The organism is Oceanicaulis sp., assembly GCF_965284345.1.
GTDB lineage: Bacteria > Pseudomonadota > Alphaproteobacteria > Caulobacterales > Maricaulaceae > Oceanicaulis > Oceanicaulis alexandrii_A.
On sequence record NZ_OZ260073.1, the window covers coordinates 209,051 to 229,682 of the forward strand.

The following is a 20,632-nucleotide window of genomic DNA, read 5'->3' on the forward strand; positions in this document are numbered from 1 at the left end:
CAAAATATCAATGTTGCGTGATCGCAACTATTACATTCCAGCAATGAATTTCAACCTCTGAGACCCACGATCTAGGGTTGATATCTGTTTCGTTGAGTTGGAATCAGCGAATTTTCGGGCTGATAGCGCGACATATGCGAAAATCCCGACACGATTGTCGCGCCCGGCGCACACCTCGAAAGAGGCGCTTGAATATATGCAAAACTATCAATAATTTAATTTTCAAGAAAGGTTGCCTTTGTAGCGCACACCTTTGGCGTATATGACACACACCCCTTTCACCGCCCCAGGTGCGAAGGGAGAGCGTGTATTCAGTTTGAGTCTGAAATCAGAGCTGATCTTATGCGGTCAGCTGCGCCGAACAGCGTCCAGACGCCAGGCCGCAGGTGAGTCATCAGCTGCAGCGTACACCGGTTTGACGGTGCAATCCGCCATGCCGTGTCGCTCCCAGGCTTGCAGGACCATCTCAATCTGCGATCTGTCGAGTGCGGCGGACAGCATTGCAGACATGCGTGCGGCATACGCCTCAATGGACTGCGCCTGCCCCTCGAACCAGAGCTGCATATCCTTTGGATCATAGGCCTGATTTCGCTGAAGCACGGTTGCACAATCCTGAAACAGGCGCTGCGCATAGGTCGACGCCGGACAGGCTCGGGTCTGAACTTCGCGACCGCACGCCTGCGCAACCTGACGGAAGGCCGCGTCACAAGACTCTAAATCCGGCCGCAGCCCCCTTAGGGCCTGAAACAGCTCACTCACGCGTTGGATGAGTTCGCGCTCACGCAGACTGTGCAGGACCGTCAGATTGTCACTGCATTCTTGGGCGACAGCCCCGTCCGTAATGTGAGCGAGGACCCGTATTCGTCCATGCGGGGCCAGCAAAGCGGGCAATGCTTCCAAAGCCTCCTGTCCGGCATACTCAACGCCGTACTGACTGGCGATAGCGTCAAAGCTGCCTTCAGCAAACGGAAGCGCCGCGGCGTCCGCCGTCGCTCTCAGGACAGGCGCGTCTTCGAGCTTTTTGAGAGCCGAATAGGCAATATCCACACTCACAATCACCGGGTCCGCCTGCTGCGCCGCCGCTATCACTTCACGGCTGACAGAGCCAGCACCACAGGCTGCGTCCAGGATCACAGGGGCGGACTGCTGCTCAAAAAGCTCTGTGCTCCACTCGCGCCACAATGACGCAAAAGCCGTACTGGCGCGCCGACTGGCAACAGAAGCCTCGTCAGTTTCTCCCTGCCAGAATTCAGACCAAGGCTGCTCACCCGTCATAGTCATTTACCCGCGTGGCTTAATGTCAAAAGCAATGGTCAATCGTTCCCCGGACTGAATGGGAACGGTTCCATGCCACAAATAGCTGGGAAACAAGGTCAACTCCCCGGCCCTGGGCTCCACAAAACGTTCAGGCCCCAGACCCGCCACATCAAACGGCGGCTCTGAAAATTTCAACCAACCTTCGTGGTCGGGCGAACCGGCCACTTGTGGCGGGACGTCTACATAATAGACCGAGCTGATCCAGCCTTCGGGGTGGACATGGTTCACATGACGGCCATCTGCTTGAAGTCTGACGGACCAGGCGCCCGCAAGCTCGAAATGATCTGGAATAGCCCCCAGCAAGGGGTGACCGGCTTGCGGGCTCAACTGATCGCGATAGGTGGTGAAAGCGCGCTCCACCATGGCGAAAAAAGCTTGGATGACGGGCTCTTTACTGTGGCGCAGATCTGTCGGCGTCTGGCTGCCCGCGCGCAGGGATTGATCCAGCGGCGCAGCGGTGAAGTCATGCATCTGACGCAAGACCACGGCCAGGTCCGCATTGAAATGCGCCAGATCGCGATATCCGTCTGGCGTCTTGAGCGGCGCGGTCATCGTGAAGTCATCAAGATTCACAAGCGCTTCATAGCTTGAGCGATCTCCATCCGCGCGCGCTTGCGTCGCCTGCATCGCAACCCAGAACCGGTCTCCAGGGGACGCCGCCATAGCCTCCTGGATCAACGCACGAGACTGGTCGAACGCGCCCCCCATCAGCAGGGCTCGCGCGAGATTGCCGCGCAGCTCCGACGCAGGCGGCCCCTTCTCCAGCACGGCCAGCGCAAGCTCGCAGGCGGCATCCGCCGCGCCCGATTCAATCTCGATAGAGAGACGGCGCGCTTTCAACCAAGTGTTCTCACCGTGCAAGGCGCCTGCACGATCCGCCAGAGCTCGGGCGTCGTTAAAACGCTCCATCTGGATCAGAACATCCAGATAGGCCGCATAAACGGCGACCGCCCCCTGACTTTCAGTCAGACAGGCTTCAAAGCGAGGCGCGATGTCATCCGCTCGCCCCATCATCCAATACAATTGCGCCATTCCGTGCAACGCAGACGAATCAGTGGGGGTTTCATGCAACGCCGCCCGCACGGCTTGCAGCGCCTCTTCATGACGGCCCAGGCGCGCCAGCGCGGTAAAGCGCGGATAGTGCGCAGGTCCGAAACCCGCCTGACAGAGCGCATCAAGCGTCGGCAGGGCGCGTGCGGGCTCCCCCAGTTCGATCAGGCAGACCGCAAGTCCATAATGCGCATGAACATTCTGAGGCTCACGGCGCACCAGCCCCGCATAGAGTTCAAGCGCCGTCTGCGGATGGCCGCTTTGCTGATACGCTTGGGCCAGCACCAGATGCGCCTGAGGCTGCTGTGCGAAAGGCTTCATCACCGCCAAGGCCTGCTGCGCAGCGCCCGACCTGAGATGCAGTCGCGCCAGATTGATGACGGCCGGTACGAATTGCGGCGCTTTCTGCAAGGCCGTCTGGAAACTGCCGACGGCCGCCTCTGGACGGTTCATCGCATCCTGGGTCAGGCCCAGTGCATTCCAGCTTTCAGGATTGTCGGCCTCCAGTGAAAGCGCGGTCTCAAGCCAGCGTTCCGCTTGCGCGTACGCACCGGTCTTGCGAGCCGCCATGGCTGACAATCGCCAGACATCCGGCGTCTTCGGATGCGATTTTTGCAAGATCGTCAGCGCGGACAGCGCCTGCTGAAATCGCCCGGCCTTGATGTCTGCGAGCGCTGCGCTCAGCTGGGCGTGCAAAACCATGCCTGTCATCTCCTTCAAGACCCAAGTTAACAAGCCGGGTATGCGGTCTGTCCAGATGACGACCTGCCCGTAGGCGCCAAAAAAATGGGGCGGCCCAGAGGGCCGCCCCAAGAAGGAACTCGTGAGTTCAGAGCTTAGTAGGTCGCAGTCAGACCCAGGAAGAACTGACGGCCATACGGATCGTAGGTGGCCGGCCAGGTGTTGGCCTGTTCGGACTGCGGACCGTCGCCAAGACGCGGCGGCTCTTGCTCGAACATATTGCGGATACCGCCATAGACGCGGATAGCGTCCGTCAGCTGGTAGTTCGCGTTGATGTCCCAGTAGTTGAACGCGTCGATGGAGGTGACATCCAGACCTTCGGCATAGGCGCCGTAGAACTGGGTCTGCACGTCAGTCATCTCACCGATGTGGCTCCAACGCAGGGTCACGTCCAGCGGGCCGTACATCCAGGTGCCGAACGCCAGGAACTTGTTCTCCGGGGTCGGTTCACCACAGTCAGCGCCGTAGAAGCCCTTACACTCGATCACGCCCAGGGACGCGGTCGGCTGGAAGGAGTTCGTGTCCAGAATGGTGCCGTTGATGCCAAGAGCGAGGGAACCAAAGTCCCAGTCAGGGCTGAAGGTGTAGGTCGCGCCGTAGTCGAAACCTTGCACGAACAGACCGGTCTGGTTTTCGGTGGTCAACGCCTGAGCGATGCCGTCGCCATTCGGGTCTTCACCCGCACGGTCACCAAAGGAGTCCAGAGCGCCATTGCCCTGACGGTTGGTGATGATGCAAGCGTTCGGATTGCCGTTGATCACACAATCGTTGATCACCTGCTGAGCGGTCGCGCCGCCCAGTGCGTTGGCGATTTCGATGTCATAGTAATCAAGCGTCAGATCCAGGCCCGGAATGAATTCCGGAGACCACTGAACACCGATGGTGAAGGTGTCAGCTTCTTCTGCTTCCAGGTTGCTGGCGCCGCGGAAGACGGATTCCACTTGGCTGTTCAGCTGAGGCACGCCGGCGTCGAATGCCGCGGCGCTGATGCCTTCCAGGTTGATACAGTTGTCACGCACAGCAGTCTGCTGTTCCGGAGACAGCAGATCAAAGGCGCCGTTACCGGACGCCGAACACGGATCCTGGACGCCCGGGAAGCCGTTGGAGTCAGACTGGAAGAGGTCGGACACAGACGGTGCACGCACAGCGCGCTGGAACTGCGTGCGGAAACGCACGCTGTCGATCGGCATCCACTCCGCACCCACAAAGTAGGATTCAACGGTGCCGACAGACGAGTAATCGGAGTAACGATAACCCGCGTTCAGAGCGAGGTACTCAGCGAACTCAGCACCTTCGATCAGCGGCAGGTTGGCTTCGCCGAAGAACTCATAAACGTCGTAGCTGCCTTCGATGAAGGTGGACTGGTTAAAGCCCATCACGTCCGGACCCAGCACGGAGTCAGGCTGACGACGCACATACTCTTCGCGATACTCAAGACCCGTAGCAATCGCCAGCGGGGCGGAAGCCCAAGGTGACTGGAACTGCTCGATTTCGCCGTTCACGGAAGCCACAAACGAGACTTGTTCGTTGGTCTCGAAGATTGCGCCGGTACGGGAGATCTCTTCGACCAGATCCGGCGTCAGAGTGCCGCTGCCGCCGAAGATGTTCCAGCGGCCTTCTTCCACGATCGCCTGCACGGCGGAAATGGACACGTTGCCGGTCTGGATTTGGTCAGCACGCGACTTCGCGTACTGGGCATACACGTCATAGTCCCAGCTGGCGTTGATGGAGCCGCGCAGGCCGCCGCCGATCTGGTACGTATGGGTGTCACGCAGGCTGTTACGGAAGCCAACTTCTTCGTAACGGCGGCCGGTGGTGAACTGGTATTCGTTCACGCCGTCACCATCAATGTCGCCGACATTGATCGCAGAGTTCGCATCAAACAGAGCGCGAAGCTCGCCCGTCAGGAACGGGTTGTTCTCGTCGATCGTGAAATCGAACTGGGTGCCGCCCGGGGTCGGCGCCAGCTGGGAGTCAACGATTGAGTTGGTGTAGAAAGCGCGACCGTAAACTTCGACGTTCTCATTGATCTCATAGGTGAGGAACGAAGCGATGTTATAGCGCTCCTGCGGCAGTTGCAGGTAGTTGGTCGGTGCGTAGTTGAAGCGGTCATTGTTCGGACCAGCCGTACGGAACGGTTGAACAGCGCCGCTATTGTCTACGAAAAGGCCGAAGCCCCAGCAGGTGTCAGCGCCAGTTCCGCCCAGGTTGGAACACCGGTCATTGATGTTGGACTGGTATCCCGGAGCCACGCTCGGATCAAAACTCGAGAAGTTCGGAGCGAAGATCGAGGTGTTCGGAATGTTGATGGAGCCGGTGGTGCCGAACGTGCCCGAACCGTTGTCGATCAGGGTGTCGCGCGAGAAATCGCGGTCGCCCTGGAACAGTTCTTCACGATCATTGTACGACATCGACAGCACTGCGTTACCGCGTCCGCCGTCAAAATTGCCGCCCATGGTCAGCGAGGTGTTGAAGTTGCCTGCGCCGCCATCTTCGGTCCAACGCGAAGACACGTCGAACTCAACGCCTTCAAAATCGTCCTTGATGATGAAGTTCACAACGCCGGCCACAGCGTCAGAACCGTACACAGCGGACGCGCCGCCGGTGACGATGTCGACGCGCTCAACCAGAGCGGACGGGATGGAGTTGATGTTGACGATGCCGCCAGCACCTTCACCCACCATGCGACGACCGTCGACCAGGATCAGCGTCCGCGAGGCGCCAAGGCCGCGCAGCGACAGGGTCGCCGTACCGTTGCCCGGGTTGTTGGAGGATGCATCAAACGCAGGAACCAGCTGAGGCAGATCGTTCAGCGTGTCTTCCAGGTTGATGGTGTTGTTGAACTCGAGGGTCGCTTCACTGATCGAAGTGACCGGGCTCGGAGCCGTAACGTCCGGACGCTGAATGCGCGAACCCGTGACCTGAATCACGTCTTGCGACGCAGCGTCTTCCTGCGCCATCGCAATCGGCGCAGCCGACAGCGTGGCTACACCAGTAAGCATTGTTGCGCACAACAGCTTACGTGCCAGTGCTCTATCTCGAAGCATAAATATCTCCCCGCTTCAAATTCCAAAAAGCCGCTGCACCTCCCCTTTTTAGGTGCGAGCGACCCGTACGATGGCGCCCGCACAAAAGAATTATGCGGACATAACAGAACCCTATGGTGTGGAACCAAGACGGGTCAACACGCTGCTGAACATGGACAGGAGATGAACTTCAGAACGTGACAGAAAGATCACATTTGTGACTTAGGATTGCGACCATGGAGCCTGTCGCGTCGACTTGCCGTTGTAGCACGGACACATTTCTTCTCATGGGGGCATTTTCGAGTCACAACGCACCCAGGGGTGGCGCTTCAAGACATGATTATGACGCTCTCGAGCGCCAAACATTACAGCGCTCCGCCCCCGCCCGGCCTATTCCGTCCCGCTCCTGAAAATAACGATTCGCGGGGGACTTGAGTCGCGGGCACGAAAAACGCCCCGGAGCTGGGCTCCGGGGCGTTGATCTGTGCCATGCGCTGCGAGCAGCGCGTGCGCTTAGTCGGTGATCTTGGACACCACGCCAGCGCCCACGGTGCGGCCGCCTTCACGGATGGCGAAGCGCAGCTTCTCTTCCATCGCGATCGGGGTGATCAGCTCCACAGACACTTCAACATTGTCGCCCGGCATCACCATCTCGGTGCCCTCTTTCAAGGTCACAACACCGGTCACGTCCGTCGTGCGGAAGTAGAACTGCGGACGATAATTGGAGAAGAACGGCGTGTGACGGCCACCCTCTTCCTTGGTCAGGATGTAAGCCTCGGCTTCAAACTTCGCGTGCGGCGTGATCGAACCCGGCTTGGCCAGAACCTGGCCGCGCTCAACGCCCTCACGGTCGATGCCGCGCAGCAGAAGGCCCACATTGTCGCCCGCTTCGCCCTGGTCGAGCAGCTTGCGGAACATCTCAACGCCCGTACACGTCGTCTTCACCGTGTCGCGCAGACCGATGATCTCGATCTCGTCGCCCACATGGATCACGCCGCGCTCGATACGACCGGTCACAACCGTGCCGCGGCCCGAAATCGAGAACACGTCCTCGATCGGCATCAGGAACGCCTGATCAACCGGACGCTCAGGGGTCGGGATGTACTCATCCACAGCCGCCATCAGCTCTTTGATCTTGTTCTCGCCGATTTCAGGATCACGGCCTTCCATCGCCGCAAGCGCAGAGCCCGCAATGATCGGAATGTCGTCGCCCGGGAAGTCGTAAGAGGACAGAAGTTCGCGAACTTCCATCTCCACAAGCTCCAGGAGCTCTTCGTCGTCGACCTGGTCAACCTTGTTCAGGAACACCACCAGAGCCGGAACGCCAACCTGGCGCGCCAGAAGGATGTGCTCGCGGGTCTGCGGCATCGGGCCGTCAGCCGCGTTCACCACCAGGATGCCGCCGTCCATCTGCGCCGCACCCGTGATCATGTTCTTCACGTAGTCGGCGTGGCCCGGGCAATCCACGTGCGCATAGTGACGGTTGTCCGTCTCATACTCAACGTGCGCCGTCGAAATCGTGATGCCGCGCGCCTTCTCTTCAGGCGCTCCGTCAATCTGGTCGTACGCGCGGAAGTCACCAAAATATTTGGTGATCGCGGCGGTCAGCGTCGTCTTGCCGTGGTCAACGTGACCAATCGTGCCAATATTGGCATGCGGTTTCGTACGCTCAAACTTTTCCTTGGCCATTGTCGTGGACCCTCAAGCTGGAACATGAATTTGCGGCGCTTGCATCAGCCGACGGTCCGACTGCTGAACGTTGCGCCAGGGCGATTGCGCGGGGCATAGCGCCCGATCCACGCTCTGGCAAGAAAGAAAGCGCCTTCACTGCAGGCTTCTGCAGATAAAGCGTGGTGAAACCCCTCGCTTCCCTGTCCTTCATGCGGAGGAAAAGGAACAAAACAGCCCTCCCCCCGTTGCTTATGGGCGCTGGCCTCCGCCAGCATCCGAAGCAGAACTGGAGAAGACGATGCGTATTCTCATTGCTGGGGCCACAGGGCTTACCGGCCGCACCCTTACTCGCAAGATCCAGCAGTCAGGGCGCACGCCTGTGGCGCTGGTGCGAGACAGCTCGGACCTTTCAGTGTTGCCGGACGGCGTAGAGACTCGCACGGCTGACCTGACCGCTTTGCCCGATGACGTGGCTGAAGGCATGGATGCGGTGATCTTCGCTGCAGGCTCAGGCGGCGACACGCCTGAATCGCTAACCGACGCCATCGACCGCGACGGCGCGATCTCGCTGATCGAGAAAGCCAAGAAAGCCGGCGTTCAACGCTTCGTGATGCTGAGCTCGGTGGGCGCCGACGCTCCTGAAAACGGGCCAGAGGGACTGAGACACTATCTCAAGGCCAAGCAAGACGCCGATGCTCATCTGAAAACCGCGGGCATAGATTTCACAATCGTTCGCCCGGTCTCATTGACTGACGAAGACGGTACTGGCCGGATCGAAGTCTCTTCAGACCATGTCAGCGGCGACACTATTTCACGCGAAGACGTGGCGGAGGTGCTTGAGCGCTGCGTCAGCGTGCCTGAAGCCTCGGGCGCCGTGTTCGAGCTGTGCAAAGGCGACGAAAGCATCAGCGACGCGATGGGTCATATCAACCGCGCCGCCTAGCCTTATTCGTCCGGGTCGGAGCGCGCCTGGTCGCGTTCGACCCGGACGTCCTTGGGGGTCGGCGGCGACCAGCGCCGGTCATTCATGGCGCCCAGCACGCGCCCGCCGCCGCTCAGCTCGTTTTGTTGACGCTCTCGCGACTCTCTGGCTCTAGCGACGAAGGGCGGGTTCTTGTGATTGGGAATCTCAGGATCATACACCTCGGCCATCTCGCGCAGGATCTTGCGGTCCTCATGCACATAGGCCCGGCACATCTGTTCGGCGTCAAAGGGGTGCGCGCCCAGAGCCTCAAAGGCACTGCGCCCGATTCGGACACTTGAATCAAAGGTTTCCCGGATCATGTCCCGGCACCCCACAGCGTATAGATCATAAACATGCTCGCGTGAGACCGCCCGGGCGATCACATGGACATGAGGGTGATGCCGGCGCACATGGCGCACCAGTTCTGTGATCTGATCGCGGTTGTCGATGGCGACCACCAACAACTCAGCCTGCTCAATGCCGGCGGCGTGCAAAAGGTCTGGCCGGGTCGCATCGCCGAAAAACACCTTGATCCCGAACGCGCGCAACATTTCAAGCTGGCTGGACGAATAATCCAGAACCGTCGTTTCATGGCCGTAGGCGCGCAGCATACGATTGACGATGCCGCCCACGCGTCCATGCCCGGCGACGATGATCCTGGCCTTGGAATCAATCTCGTCGGCATCCTGGGGCGTGCGCGCTCTGGCCATCATCGCGCTGATCTTGTCATTAAGCAGGAACAGCCCCGGGGTGATCAGCATGGATAGCGCCACAACCAGCAAGAGCTGGCTGGCGACCATGGGCGGCAAGATCGCTTCCGACACGGTCAGCGTCAAAAGCACGAAACCGAACTCACCCGCTTGCGCCAGTCCCAGCGTAAAGAGCCAACGGTCCGCCCCGCCAATCCGGAAGACCACGCTGAGCCCCCACAAGATCACCGCCTTGATCACGATGAGGCCGAGCGTCAGGCCCAGCGTCACCCACAACTGCTCCGCCAGCAGGGTGAAATCCACCGCCGCCCCGACCGTGATGAAGAACAGGCCCAGCAAGAGCCCGCGAAACGGATCAATATGGCTTTCAAGTTCGTGCCGGTATTCAGAATTGGCGAGCACCACGCCCGCCAGGAACGCGCCCAGGGCCGGCGACAAGCCCGCCAGCGTCATCAGAAGAGCGATCCCCACCACCAGCATCAGCGCCGCCGCGGTGAACAGCTCGCGCAGACGCGCCATTGCGATGAACCGGAACAAGGGGCGGGTGAGATAGCTGCCAATCCCGACGACCAGCGCTATGGCGGCGAGGCTGATCAGCCCGCGGCCCCATCCCGGCAAGCCTGCAAAGGGCGCTAGCTCCGCGCCCTCTCCACCATGGTCTGATACAGCCCCGGCTGCGTGCCCCGCATTGTCCGCCAGAATGTCAGGCGAAGAGAGCAGCGGAAACAGCGCCAGCATGAAGATGACGGCGATATCCTGAAACAACAGCACAGAGAAACTGCTGCGGCCGCCGTCCGAATTCATCAATCCGCGCTCATTTAGGGTCTGAATGACGATGGCGGTTGAAGACAAAGCCAGAATGCAGCCGATCGCCACGCCCTGCCGCCAGGGCATGTCCAGCATCAGACAGACGCCTATGACGACCGCAGCGGTCAGTCCGACCTGCAAACCGCCCAGCCCAACCAGCCGGGCGCGCATGTCCCAAAGCCGCCGCGGCTCAAGCTCCAGCCCGACGATGAACAGCATCATCACCACGCCGAATTCTGCAAAATGCTGAATGGCGATCACGTCCACATTCAACAGGCCCAGGATCGGGCTCAGAACAATCCCGGCCAACAGATACCCAAGCACCGAGCCCAGCCCCAGACGAGACGCCAGAGGCACCGCGATGACGCCCGCGGTCAGAAACAAGGTCGCCAAAAGCAGAAAATCGCCCATCAGGCCGTTTCCTCATCTCTCAGCAAGGTCTTGAGATCTTGGGCCTGGATCACGTCATAAGCTCCGGCTTGCTCGCAATCATAGCGCTCCTCACGAAGCCCCATGATCAGTCGCTTATAGCCTTTCACATGATCGGGCAGACGCTCGTCCTCGGATGCGACCAGCGATTCATACAAGACATAGGGCGGCAGACCGCGCATCTGGCACAGCCTCGCGGTCTGCTCCAGCGGCGTCAGAAAGGTGCGCAACGGATAATTCTGGAACCCGTCAGGGCTATACGCGTCCTCCGGAGACGACGCGGTGACGGCGCACATGAAGATCTTGTCCTTCAACGCCTCGCCGCCCGAGCCGTACGCAAAGCCGTGCTCCAGAACCAGATCCATCCACTCTTTCAAAAGCGAGGGCGTTGAATACCAGAACAGCGGAAACTGGAAGATGATCACATCATGCTCGATGAGCTGCGCCTGTTCGGCTTCGATCTCGATATCATGCCGCGGATACTGCCCGTAAAGATCAACGAAGGTGACGCCGGCCAGGTGATCAACGGCTTCCGCCATGGCCATATTGGCGCGCGAATAGCGCCGACCGGGGTGAGCGAAATAAATCAGAATGCGCGCCATGCTCCGTCCGCCTTGTCCACTCCAGCCGCCTCGCCAGCAGGTCAGGTAGGAGTGTGACGTGGTTCGCCCCGGCCGCGCAATCACCCTTACGGGCCGTCACGCGTTCGTTGTCAGGAAAAGCAGGGATTTGGAGCGGGTAGCCGGGATCGAACCGGCATCCTCAGCTTGGAAGGCTGCTGCACTACCATTGTGCTATACCCGCGCCGAAATGACTAAATAGCGTGTCCCTCACCCCATTGTCGAGACGGGAGACGCGGTCCGAATGCATATGGGGGCGATGCGCACGCGCGCTTCCAGGCACTCAAGCCTTAGGGCAAAAGGGATCAGCTCTCGGCTCATAGGGAAACAGAATGGTGGAGGGGGCTGGATTCGAACCAGCGTACGCCGAAACGGGCAGATTTACAGTCTGCTGGATTTAACCACTCTCCCACCCCTCCACAGGGTTCGCGTCTCCGCGAGAACGACTGATTGGGAGTTCAGCCGCCGGGCCAATTCAGAGCTTCACCGCATCAACCGATTGCGCTTGGGCGCTAAGGGCTTTAACGAGGCCGCTTCCTGATTTGGAGCGCGGACTATAGTCATGGCTTTTCAACGGCGCAACACCGATAAAAAGGGTTCTGCAGCGCGAAATGCAGCCCGACGTGACGGCCCCGATCAGGGCTGGATCTGGGGGCGCCATGCCGTCCTGGCGGCCTTGGCCAACCCCAAGCGAAAACACATCTCTTTGCATGTGACGCGCAATGCCGCGACCGAGCTGGACGACACGTTTCAAAAGCTCGCCGACATTGAATTGCCCGGCCAGATCACGGCCCGTTTGCCCGAAGGCGCGGTGCATCAGGGATTCGCGCTGAAAACCGGCGCGCCACCTGCGGAATCACTGAACGCCGTGCTTGAGCCCACCCATGGCTTGCTGGTGGTGCTCGACCAGATCACCGACCCGCACAATGTGGGCGCCATCCTGCGTTCCTGCGCCGCATTCGGCGTCCGCGCCGTGGTCGTTCAGGATCGAAAATCGCCGCCCTTCTTTGGCGCCCTGTGCAAGACCGCAGTCGGCACGGCAGAGACCATTCCTCATGTGAAGGTGACCAATATCGCCGATACGCTGATCGCGCTTCAGGAAGCGGGTCGCTATGTGATCGGTCTTGCGGGTGAAGCCGAGGCCGGCCTCGCTGACGAAGTCGCTGCGAACGCCGGGCCGGGCCTGGTGCTGGTGCTGGGCGCTGAGGGCGATGGCCTGCGCCCGCGCGTGGCCGAGCATTGCTCGGCCCTGGCGCGCATTCCGATGGGGCCCAAAGCGGAAAGCCTCAATGTGTCGAACGCCGCAGCGATCGCGCTTTATGAAGCCTCCCGCTTTGATCCACGGATCAATCCCAAGGCGGAGTGATCCAACTTCCGCTCAGTCTAGCCGCCGGTGGTGAAGTCGCCGCCGCCGGAGGTGCGGATATTGCGCTGGCCGGTGACCGTGCGGATGTAAGCGTCAGAGCCGCCGCTCACATGGATGTCCACATCCCCCGCAGTGCCGCCGAACCACAAATCTGACGAACCACCCAAGCGCGCCTCCACCGAGCTGGCGCGGCCTTGCTGGATGCGCACATCGCCGGAGCCGCTGCTGCTCATCTCAAGGACGCCGTCCATGCTGGCGACTTCCATGTTGGATGAGCCTGAAATGCTGACGGACACGTCAGACGTGGCGCCGGCCGACAGATCACCGCTGCCTGAGGCCGCGTATTGAACGCCGCCCGGCGCATTGCCGATCTCGATATTGCCAGAGCCGGACACGCTGGCTTCGAGGCTCGCCACATGTCCCGCTTCGACTTCGCCGGAGCCGGAAATGCCGACATCCATGTCGCCGGCCACATCGCCGAGCTCTACATCGCCGGACCCGGACACGGCCAGGTCAACCGATTCGCCGATATCTTCGGCGCTCAGATGCCCCGAGCCAGACAGCGCCGCATTCAAGGCGCCGCCGATTGCACCGACGCTCACATGGCCTGAGCCGCGAATCGCCAAGCTTGCGTCAGCGTTTACATCGCCGGCTTCAAGCGTTGAGCAATGCGACATCGCCAGATCAAGCGATTGAGTCGCGCCCAGTTCGGCGCGGACAATGGAGTCATCAAGCTCGACGCTGGCAGGGTTCGGCGTCGTGATGATCAGAACCGGCAGCTCGTCAAAAGCCAGAGCTTCGCGCCGATTGCGTCCGACACGTTGCTCCCGGAATCCGCCAAAGCATCGCATGCGCCGCATGCTTTCGCCGCCGTCCACGTAAAGCGCGCCGGTGGCATTGCGGATATCAGCGCTGGAGCCGCCACGTTCGAAGCGTGCGTCTAGCGCTGCGCCTTGCTCAACCCGTACCGTACCAATGAAATTTTCAATCTCTACAGACGGCGCGCCGCCCGCTTGCATCGCCGTCGCCAGCGCCAGAACCATGACCGTCATTTCGACCCTCACATCTTTGAGTGTTGTTATCGTTTGGCGCGGGTTGTCCCCCCTGACGCCATCGCATGATCATGCTGGCTGAACAGACCCCACCACAACATTGCGGCAAGCTAAACTCTTCTCCATGTTGCGCCGGTCGACAGTCGCCGCGCAAAGCGCTTTGATGCCAGGCATGAGACATCACGCCCCCCGCTCCGACCTCGCCACCCATAGTGTTGAAAACCAGTCCGAACCGCTTGTCGGGGTGAACTGGTATTCTGACGACGCCATGCTAAAGGACGCGCTGACGCGCAATGGCGCCCGGGTCCATGCCGATCGCCTGTCCTCCATGGGCGCCGAAATCGGCTCTGACAGCGTTCAGGACCTGGCCCGTATGGCGAACGAAAACCCGCCTCAATTCAAACCCTTCGACCGGTTTGGTCATCGCATAGACGAGGTCGAATTCCACCCCGCCTATCATGCGCTGATGGAGCTGGGGCTGAGCCATGGCGTGTCGTCCGCGGCGTGGACGGAAAAACAGGCGCCGCATTCGCTGCATGCCGCGCTGTTGATGCTGATGGGAACGGCGGACGCGGGCGTGTGCTGCCCGCAATCCATGACCTATGCCAGCGTGCCGGCGCTGAAGAACTCAAACTGGACCGGGCCCTGGATTCAGGGCGTCACCTCGGGGCGCTATGACCCGCGCTTCCTGCCGCCTGAAGACAAGGTCGGACTGACGCTGGGCATGGCGATGACTGAGAAACAGGGCGGGTCCGATGTACGTGCCAACGCCACCACCGCAGAAAGCCGGGACGGCGATGTGGTGACGCTGACCGGGCATAAATGGTTCTGCTCGGCGCCCATGAGCGACGGCTTTCTGACCCTGGCGTATGAAGGCGCGGGCGATGACGCGCAGCTGAGCTGTTTTCTTGTGCCGCGCTGGACCCCGGACGGCGAGCGCAACACGATCGAGATCCAGCGCCTGAAGGACAAGCTGGGCGACCGTTCCAACGCCAGCTCGGAAATCGAATACAAGCAGGCCTGGGCCCGCCGCGTGGGCGAGCCGGGTCGCGGGGTGCGCACCATTATCGAGATGGTCAATCACACCCGGCTTGATTGTCTGGCGGGATCGGCGGGTCTCATCCGCAACGGCGCCGCCTATGCCATCTGGCATGCCGACCGCCGCAGCGCCTTTCAACGCCGCCTGATTGACCAGCCCTTGATGCGCGAAGTTCTGGGCGAGCTCGCGATGGAGGCGGAAGCTGCGATCGCCCTCGCCTTCCGGGTCGCTGAGAGTTTTGACAAGGCCGAGACCGATCCGCACGAAGCCGCGCTGGCGCGCTTGCTTACCCCGATCGCCAAATACTGGATTTGCAAGCGGGCGCCGTATCTGACCTATGAAGCGATGGAGGCTCATGGCGGCGCCGGGTATGTGGAAGAACACCCCCTGCCGCGCATGTTCCGGCAAAGCCCGCTGAACGCCATCTGGGAAGGCTCGGGCAATGTCATCGCGCTGGATGTCTTGCGCGCCCTGTCGCGGGACACGGCCGCACGGGACGCCCTCGCCGCCGAGTTGGCGCCCGCCTTTGGCCGGCATCCGGCCCTTGATGCACGCCTGAATGCGTTGACGGCACTGGCGTCCGGCGGCCTTGGCGAAGCCGATGCACGACGCTTTGCGGAATGGTCGGCCACCGCCCTCACCGCCAGCGCCCTGATCCGCGCCGGGCTGGAGCCGGCGGCGGACGCCTATATTGGCCGACGGATCGCCGAAAACCCGACCTCGCTGGGCGCTGGCGAAGCGGCCATCGACCATGACTGGCTGATCGGGCGGGCGCGATTGGGCGGCTAACAGGAATTTAAGCTGACCGTCATGGCGAAATATCAGAGCGTCCTGCCATGGCTTTTGCGATTGAAACACAAGGTCTGTGTCGCGCTTTTGGTGATGTGACCGCAGTAGACGGCCTGAACCTGGCGGTTCCAGAGGGCAGCGTTTTCGGCTTTCTGGGGCCCAACGGCGCCGGCAAGACCACCAGCATTCGCATGCTGCTGGGGTTGATCGCGCCTGATTCGGGCGAGGTTCGACTCAATAACTGCACCTTGGCGAAGAACCGCTCGCAAGCGCTCTCAGGGGTGGGTGCGATCGTGGAAGGCCCGGCGCTGTACCCCAATCTGACTGGACGTGAGATTCTCACCCTAGCAGCCCGCCTGTCCGGGCGTCCCGTGCGCCAGGCGCTGGAACAGCTCGAACGCGTGCAACTGGTCGATGCTATGGACCGCAAGGTGTCGGGGTATTCGCTCGGCATGCGCCAGCGTCTCGCTCTGGCGCGCGCCATGATGGGACAGCCGCGCCTGTTGATCCTTGACGAACCCACGAACGGGCTGGACCCGGCAGGCATCGCCGACATGCGCGCGCTGATCCGCTCCCTCCCCGAAACGCTGGGCGCGACAGTGTTCCTGTCCAGTCATCTGCTGAGCGAGATCGAGCAGATCGCCACCCATTGCGCGCTGATGGACAAAGGCAAAATGGTGTTTCAGGACCGGCTTGAGCGCCTGACTGACGCGGCGCCCTCTGTCCTCGCGGTTGAGACGGATCGTCCCGTCGCCTTGGCCCAGCGTTTCCTTGAACAAGGCCTTGAGGCGAACCGCAAGGAGGATTGGGTGCGCGTTACGGTCAATCTGACCGCCGAAGAGCGTCGCGCTTTGGTGCGGGATCTGGTCGCCGAAGGCATCGGCGTCTCAGCCCTGCGTGTCGAGAAACCGGCCCTTGAATCGCTCTTCTTGCGGTTAACCGGCGCTGGACGGGGGCTCAGCCAATGATCGTCCTGTTTCGCGCCATCCTGGCTGAAACCATGAAGCTGAAGCGTTCGCTGGTTCTGCTGCTGGCGGCGGCGCCGCCCCTCATGCTGGGCCTGATGGTGATTGCGACGACGTTGACCGGAAACGGGCCTGACACCTGGGATCAATTGAGCATGAGCGGGGCCGCCATATGGGCCTATCTGCTGATGCCGCTGACCATCACCGCCCTGACCGCCTTGATGGCGAGCCTTGAACATGGCTGCGCAGGATGGACCTGGAGTCTCGTCCAGCCGGCGCCCAAGACCCTTGTGTTCGCCGCCAAGGCGGTGGTGACCATCGGGCTCGTGGCGCTGATTTCGGCCGGCATCGGCGCCAGCGTGCTCGCCGCCGGACATCTGGTCCAGCTCATCGCCCCCGATCAGGCGGTCTCAGGGACGCCGCCTTATGCGCTCATGACCGGGCTGATGTTCAAGATGTGGCTGGCCGGGCTGTTGATGTCCGGTTTGCAGTTCACCATCGCGCACGCGGTGTCATCCTTCGCCACCCCGATCATCGTCGGCATTGGCGGCGTCTTCGTCTCGGTCGTGGCGACCTCATCAGAATATGGCGTGTTCTTTCCCTGGCTGCTGCCGGTGAACATGCTCGCCTCAGAACCCGAACGCGCCCAGCAGGCCTTGCTGACCGGCTCGGTTGGCGGCGTCGCCATCTTCGCCCTGGCGTGTGTCTGGCTGGCCCGGAGAGACTGGCGCTAGCTCAGCTGACTGATCACAAATTCGACGGCCCTTTATGGACCCACAAAAAAGGCCCCGCCAAGGCGGGGCCTTTCCGTGTTCAGCCAAGACACACCGTCCTTGGCCAAGCCAATACGCTAGACGAGGCGGGCCAAAGGATGCTCCGACACCACCTGACCGCGCAGGGCGGACGGTCCTGAACGTGAAACACTCGACATCGAATCACCTCCTTTCAATTGCTGCATTCATCAATAGAAGTGACGGCTATCGCCCCAACATGCAAGAGGGCGAACAAACAGAACCGTCACAATCGGCAAGACTGGCTAATCGCAGACCGGGCGTGGGCCGAGCTAGCTCAGAACACCGTACACAAGCGTGCCCAGCACCGTGCCCAGCGCATAGCCCAGAACGCCGACGAGAACGCCCGGCGTCACGAGGTCCCGCCAGCCCTTGGCCGCCGCCAGCGCCGGGGCGGTGGTGGCGCCCAGAATGGCGGCGTTGGACGCGATGATGATTTCAGGCAGGGACAGCTTGCAGAACTTGGCGAGCACGAACGCCACCACGCCATGTACGCTCACCAATATGGCGATGAACAACATGATCAGCGGCGCATCGGCGAGCAATTGCGCCACATTGGCGCCGGCGGCGATGGCGCCGAAGAACAGGAAGGCGAACACCACGCCCAGCTCGAACCCGCCATTGAGCTTGGCCATCTGGGTCGGGATAGCGGTGGGCAGGATCAACGCCAGAAGCGTGATGAAGACATATTTGAGATCGCCGAAGGAGACGCCGATCGCCTCGCGCATCGCATCCGGCGACACCAGGCCGTCGCCCACGCTCGACAGCCATGTGCCGATAGCGACGACCGTCAGCGCATAAGCCAAGGTCAGCGCCAGCGAGAGCGGCGTCGTCGCGCCCTCACTGCCTTCTTCCAACGTATCGGTGTGGTCCTGGGTATGATCGCGCGACACGAAGCGCTTGGCGATCCAGGCGACGCCCGGCAGCACGGCCAGAACGCCCAGATAGGCGGCGCTCGCCAGATGGTCGGCGGCGACAATGGCGGAGACGAGGCTCGGCGCGCCCTCGGCCAGACCGGTCATCTCGGTCAGCGGCCCGAAATTCACAGATCCCCCCACATACGAGCCCGTCAAAGACGCCGCGACCGCCGCTTCCCAGTCGCCCAAGCGGACCACCAGCACAGCGATGAAGACGCCGATCACTGTCGCCAAAGATGCGATCAGAAAGGCCCCGGTCATCCGGGTCGTCTCAAAGAAGATGCGCTTGAGGTCCGCCTTCATCAAGAAGAGCGGGATCAGCACCGGCACCGCATAGGAGAACACGAAGCCATAGGCCGGCGCGTCAAACGGCAGGATGCGCAGATTGGACGCCAGGATCGCCAGCAGGATCGTCCATACGGTGCCGGTCAAAAGAGCGCCGAATTTGGTCTTTTCCAGCAAAAAGCCTGCCGCTGCGATCACGGTCAGCCCAGCCATCACCGCGAGGTGCTGATCGGCGGGGATCAAGGAAGCATCCATCAAATCATCCTGACAGTTCAGTCGCCGGGCGGAATGACCGCATCAGCTTCAATCTCAACAATAAACTCAGGCCCGGCGAGCGCCGCGACCCCGATCATCGCACTGGCGGGCGGAAACTCTGCGAACACCTTGCGATGCGCCTGCCCCACCGCGCGTTGTGTTTCAGGGCTCATATCGGTCACGTAAAGGCGCGTACGCACCACATGACTGATATGGGAGCCCGCCTTGTCCAGCGCTTGCGCGATGATTTCAAGACATTGTGAGGTCTGGGCTCCGGCGTCTCCGGGCGCGAACGGCTGCCCCTGTGCATCCACCGACACCGTCCCCGCCACAAACACCTGGTCGCCGACGCGCACGGCGCGGCGATAGGCGACCAGCTCTTCCCAGGGCGCGCCAGAGGTGACGCGCTGGATGTCGTGACGGGGTTTGGTCATCGTCTATTCGCCTTGAGGAACGCCATTAGCGAACAGGTCGAGCGCAATCGCCACCATGCCCTCAGAGGACACCGTCACGGCGCCTTCGCCATCGGGATAGAAGAAGGGCGAGTGGTTCGCAGGCGGGGTTTCACCGCGCGCCTGATACTCGTCCCACACGCTCTGCGGTGCGCCGCCCACCCAGAACATGAAGATGGGCACGTCTTCCTCAGTGCGGCCATAGCGCGAAAAATCCTCGCCGCCCGTCACCGGGTCTGCGGTCCCCACGGCGTTTTCGCCAAACCGGGCCGCCAGCACGGCGCCCGCCTGATCTGACAGCGCCGGATCATTATACAGCGCTGGCGTGTAAGTCTGCTCGACCTCCATCACCGGCATCAACTCTTCGGGCAGGCCGGCCGCCATCGCCTGACCGCGCGCAATGCGCTCGATCCCGCTGATCAGGCGCTCGCGCACCTCGTCAGAATAAGACCGTACGGTGATCTGCAGATGGGCTTCGTCAGAGATGATGTTGTGCTTGGTCCCGGCGTTAAAGGCGCCGACCGTCACAACGCCGGTTTCAAGCGGCGACAGCTCGCGGCTGACCAGAGTTTGCAGATTGGTGACGATCTGGCTGGCGAGCACCACCGGGTCCTTGCCCAGATGCGGTGACGCGCCGTGGGCGCCGACGCCGCGGACATAAAGATCAACCGAATCCACATTGGCCATCGCCCAGCCCGGCGCATAGCGGATCACGCCCGCCGGCATGTATCCCCAGGTGTGATAGGACACGACCGCATCCGGCGCCGGGAAGCGTTCATAAAGGCCGTCGGACAGCATGGCGAGCGCGCCCAGGCCCACTTCTTCGGCGGGCTGGCCGATCAGCACCAGCGTCCCCGTCCAGGCGTCGCGGTTCTGGCTCATATAGCGCGCGGCGGCGACCAGAGAGGTCATGTGCGTGTCGTGCGCGCAGGCATGCATGACCGGGAAGGTGTTGCCCATCCGGTCCTCGCCCATAATCTCAGACGCGTATTCCACCGGCGTGTCTTCGCGCACGGGCAGGCCGTCCATGTCGGCGCGCAGCATGATGGTCGGCCCCTCGCCGTTTTCCATCACCGCGACGACGCCGGTGCGGCCGACGCCTTCGGTGACATCAAACCCGGCGCTGCGCAGTTCCTGCGCCAGGCGAGCGGCGGTCTCCACTTCCATAAAGGAGAGTTCTGGATTCTCATGGAAGTGCTCATAGAGCGCTTGCAGATGGTTATCCCAATCTGTGGCGATGGCGGTGCGCAGATCGTCTTGAGCGAAAGACGGCGTGGTCAGCGCCAGCCCTGCGGCGGCGGCCATGAACAAATGACGCATGAGTACGACTCCCCTTTTTTCTTGGCGGCATTGCAGACCGCCAGTCCGGGGAGGTCAACGCATAAA

15 protein-coding genes and 2 tRNA genes are annotated in these 20,632 nt (G+C 61.5%); 5 read left to right on the forward strand and 12 right to left on the reverse strand.

All coding sequences use genetic code 11. From position 1 onward, the window contains the following. Positions 1 to 348: 348 nt before the first annotated feature. The 4 genes from ACQ66J_RS01050 to tuf form a co-directional block, all read right to left on the reverse strand. Positions 349 to 1,281 (reverse strand): methyltransferase domain-containing protein, encoded by a 933-nt coding sequence (locus tag ACQ66J_RS01050; protein WP_430430130.1) that lies wholly within the window; start codon positions 1,279 to 1,281, stop codon positions 349 to 351. Continuing rightward, complete coding sequence (locus ACQ66J_RS01055; protein ID WP_430430131.1) at positions 1,282 to 3,069, reverse strand: tetratricopeptide repeat protein; 1,788 nt, start codon at positions 3,067 to 3,069, stop codon at positions 1,282 to 1,284. Between the two features lie 134 nt (positions 3,070 to 3,203). Then, the gene (locus ACQ66J_RS01060; protein WP_430430132.1) at positions 3,204 to 6,110 is read right to left on the reverse strand and encodes a TonB-dependent receptor plug domain-containing protein; all 2,907 of its coding nucleotides are present in this window, start codon (positions 6,108 to 6,110) and stop codon (positions 3,204 to 3,206) included. A 537-nt stretch (positions 6,111 to 6,647) separates the two neighbouring features. Then, positions 6,648 to 7,823 (reverse strand): elongation factor Tu, encoded by a 1,176-nt coding sequence (gene tuf / locus ACQ66J_RS01065; RefSeq protein WP_430430119.1) that lies wholly within the window; start codon positions 7,821 to 7,823, stop codon positions 6,648 to 6,650. A 280-nt stretch (positions 7,824 to 8,103) separates the two neighbouring features. Between tuf and ACQ66J_RS01070 the strand changes: the two genes are divergently transcribed. Next, positions 8,104 to 8,748 carry an SDR family oxidoreductase gene (locus ACQ66J_RS01070; protein WP_430430133.1) on the forward strand — a complete coding sequence of 215 codons (645 nt, stop codon included), beginning with the start codon at positions 8,104 to 8,106 and terminating at the stop codon, positions 8,746 to 8,748. A 2-nt stretch (positions 8,749 to 8,750) separates the two neighbouring features. Here the strand turns inward: ACQ66J_RS01070 and ACQ66J_RS01075 are convergent, their stop codons facing one another. From ACQ66J_RS01075 to ACQ66J_RS01090, 4 genes are all read right to left on the reverse strand, one after another. Then, a complete protein-coding gene (locus tag ACQ66J_RS01075) occupies positions 8,751 to 10,697 on the reverse strand; it encodes a cation:proton antiporter (RefSeq protein ID WP_430430134.1) in 1,947 nt (648 codons plus the stop codon). Continuing rightward, positions 10,697 to 11,317 (reverse strand): NAD(P)H-dependent oxidoreductase, encoded by a 621-nt coding sequence (locus tag ACQ66J_RS01080; RefSeq protein WP_430430135.1) that lies wholly within the window; start codon positions 11,315 to 11,317, stop codon positions 10,697 to 10,699. Before ACQ66J_RS01080 ends, ACQ66J_RS01075 begins: the two co-directional genes overlap by 1 nt. A gap of 128 nt (positions 11,318 to 11,445) precedes the next feature. Continuing rightward, a tRNA-Gly gene (locus tag ACQ66J_RS01085) sits at positions 11,446 to 11,519 on the reverse strand. Between the two features lie 149 nt (positions 11,520 to 11,668). Further along, positions 11,669 to 11,754: transfer RNA gene (locus ACQ66J_RS01090), tRNA-Tyr, on the reverse strand. A gap of 143 nt (positions 11,755 to 11,897) precedes the next feature. Between ACQ66J_RS01090 and ACQ66J_RS01095 the strand changes: the two genes are divergently transcribed. After that, the gene (locus tag ACQ66J_RS01095) at positions 11,898 to 12,701 is read left to right on the forward strand and encodes a TrmH family RNA methyltransferase (protein ID WP_430430136.1); all 804 of its coding nucleotides are present in this window, start codon (positions 11,898 to 11,900) and stop codon (positions 12,699 to 12,701) included. A gap of 17 nt (positions 12,702 to 12,718) precedes the next feature. Here the strand turns inward: ACQ66J_RS01095 and ACQ66J_RS01100 are convergent, their stop codons facing one another. After that, entirely contained in the window at positions 12,719 to 13,753 is a 1,035-nt protein-coding gene (locus ACQ66J_RS01100) for a GIN domain-containing protein (protein ID WP_430430137.1), read from the reverse strand. Between the two features lie 172 nt (positions 13,754 to 13,925). Here ACQ66J_RS01100 and ACQ66J_RS01105 point away from each other — a divergent pair, with 172 nt between their 5' ends. The 3 genes from ACQ66J_RS01105 to ACQ66J_RS01115 are packed head-to-tail and all read left to right on the forward strand — an operon-like array spanning position 13,926 to position 17,280. Next, positions 13,926 to 15,581 (forward strand): acyl-CoA dehydrogenase family protein, encoded by a 1,656-nt coding sequence (locus ACQ66J_RS01105; RefSeq protein WP_430430138.1) that lies wholly within the window; start codon positions 13,926 to 13,928, stop codon positions 15,579 to 15,581. Positions 15,582 to 15,628: 47 nt separating this feature from the next. Next, positions 15,629 to 16,549, forward strand: a complete 921-nt coding sequence (locus tag ACQ66J_RS01110) for an ABC transporter ATP-binding protein (protein WP_430430139.1) — start codon at positions 15,629 to 15,631, stop codon at positions 16,547 to 16,549. Next, a complete protein-coding gene (locus ACQ66J_RS01115) occupies positions 16,546 to 17,280 on the forward strand; it encodes an ABC transporter permease (RefSeq protein ID WP_430430140.1) in 735 nt (244 codons plus the stop codon). Before ACQ66J_RS01110 ends, ACQ66J_RS01115 begins: the two co-directional genes overlap by 4 nt. Positions 17,281 to 17,609: 329 nt before the next feature. Here ACQ66J_RS01115 and ACQ66J_RS01120 read toward each other — a convergent pair whose 3' ends face one another. Genes ACQ66J_RS01120 through ACQ66J_RS01130 form a run of 3 tightly spaced genes read right to left on the reverse strand, consistent with a single transcriptional unit; the run spans position 17,610 to position 20,566 of the window. Further along, positions 17,610 to 18,794, reverse strand: a complete 1,185-nt coding sequence (locus ACQ66J_RS01120) for a DUF819 domain-containing protein (protein ID WP_430430141.1) — start codon at positions 18,792 to 18,794, stop codon at positions 17,610 to 17,612. Positions 18,795 to 18,811: 17 nt separating this feature from the next. Continuing rightward, positions 18,812 to 19,228, reverse strand: coding sequence for a RidA family protein (locus ACQ66J_RS01125; protein ID WP_430430142.1), 417 nt, complete (start codon positions 19,226 to 19,228; stop codon positions 18,812 to 18,814). 3 nt (positions 19,229 to 19,231) lie between these two features. Beyond that, a complete protein-coding gene (locus ACQ66J_RS01130; protein ID WP_430430143.1) occupies positions 19,232 to 20,566 on the reverse strand; it encodes an amidohydrolase in 1,335 nt (444 codons plus the stop codon). Positions 20,567 to 20,632 lie beyond the last annotated feature (66 nt).

Excerpts from the sequence above, each read along its gene's own strand:
- ACQ66J_RS01120 (WP_430430141.1), bottom strand. The coding sequence starts at position 18,794 with ATGGATGCTTCCTTGATCCCCGCCGATCAGCACCTCGCGGTGATGGCT.
- ACQ66J_RS01050 (WP_430430130.1), bottom strand. The coding sequence starts at position 1,281 with ATGACTATGACGGGTGAGCAGCCTTGGTCTGAATTCTGGCAGGGAGAA.
- ACQ66J_RS01075 (WP_430430134.1), bottom strand. The coding sequence starts at position 10,697 with ATGGGCGATTTTCTGCTTTTGGCGACCTTGTTTCTGACCGCGGGCGTC.
- ACQ66J_RS01055 (WP_430430131.1), bottom strand. The coding sequence starts at position 3,069 with ATGGTTTTGCACGCCCAGCTGAGCGCAGCGCTCGCAGACATCAAGGCC.
- ACQ66J_RS01100 (WP_430430137.1), bottom strand. The coding sequence starts at position 13,753 with ATGACGGTCATGGTTCTGGCGCTGGCGACGGCGATGCAAGCGGGCGGC.
- tuf (WP_430430119.1), bottom strand. The coding sequence starts at position 7,823 with ATGGCCAAGGAAAAGTTTGAGCGTACGAAACCGCATGCCAATATTGGC.
- ACQ66J_RS01105 (WP_430430138.1), top strand. The coding sequence starts at position 13,926 with ATGAGACATCACGCCCCCCGCTCCGACCTCGCCACCCATAGTGTTGAA.
- ACQ66J_RS01125 (WP_430430142.1), bottom strand. The coding sequence starts at position 19,228 with ATGACCAAACCCCGTCACGACATCCAGCGCGTCACCTCTGGCGCGCCC.
- ACQ66J_RS01070 (WP_430430133.1), top strand. The coding sequence starts at position 8,104 with ATGCGTATTCTCATTGCTGGGGCCACAGGGCTTACCGGCCGCACCCTT.
- ACQ66J_RS01080 (WP_430430135.1), bottom strand. The coding sequence starts at position 11,317 with ATGGCGCGCATTCTGATTTATTTCGCTCACCCCGGTCGGCGCTATTCG.
- ACQ66J_RS01060 (WP_430430132.1), bottom strand. The coding sequence starts at position 6,110 with ATGCTTACTGGTGTAGCCACGCTGTCGGCTGCGCCGATTGCGATGGCG.
- ACQ66J_RS01095 (WP_430430136.1), top strand. The coding sequence starts at position 11,898 with ATGGCTTTTCAACGGCGCAACACCGATAAAAAGGGTTCTGCAGCGCGA.
- ACQ66J_RS01130 (WP_430430143.1), bottom strand. The coding sequence starts at position 20,566 with ATGCGTCATTTGTTCATGGCCGCCGCCGCAGGGCTGGCGCTGACCACG.
- ACQ66J_RS01115 (WP_430430140.1), top strand. The coding sequence starts at position 16,546 with ATGATCGTCCTGTTTCGCGCCATCCTGGCTGAAACCATGAAGCTGAAG.
- ACQ66J_RS01110 (WP_430430139.1), top strand. The coding sequence starts at position 15,629 with ATGGCTTTTGCGATTGAAACACAAGGTCTGTGTCGCGCTTTTGGTGAT.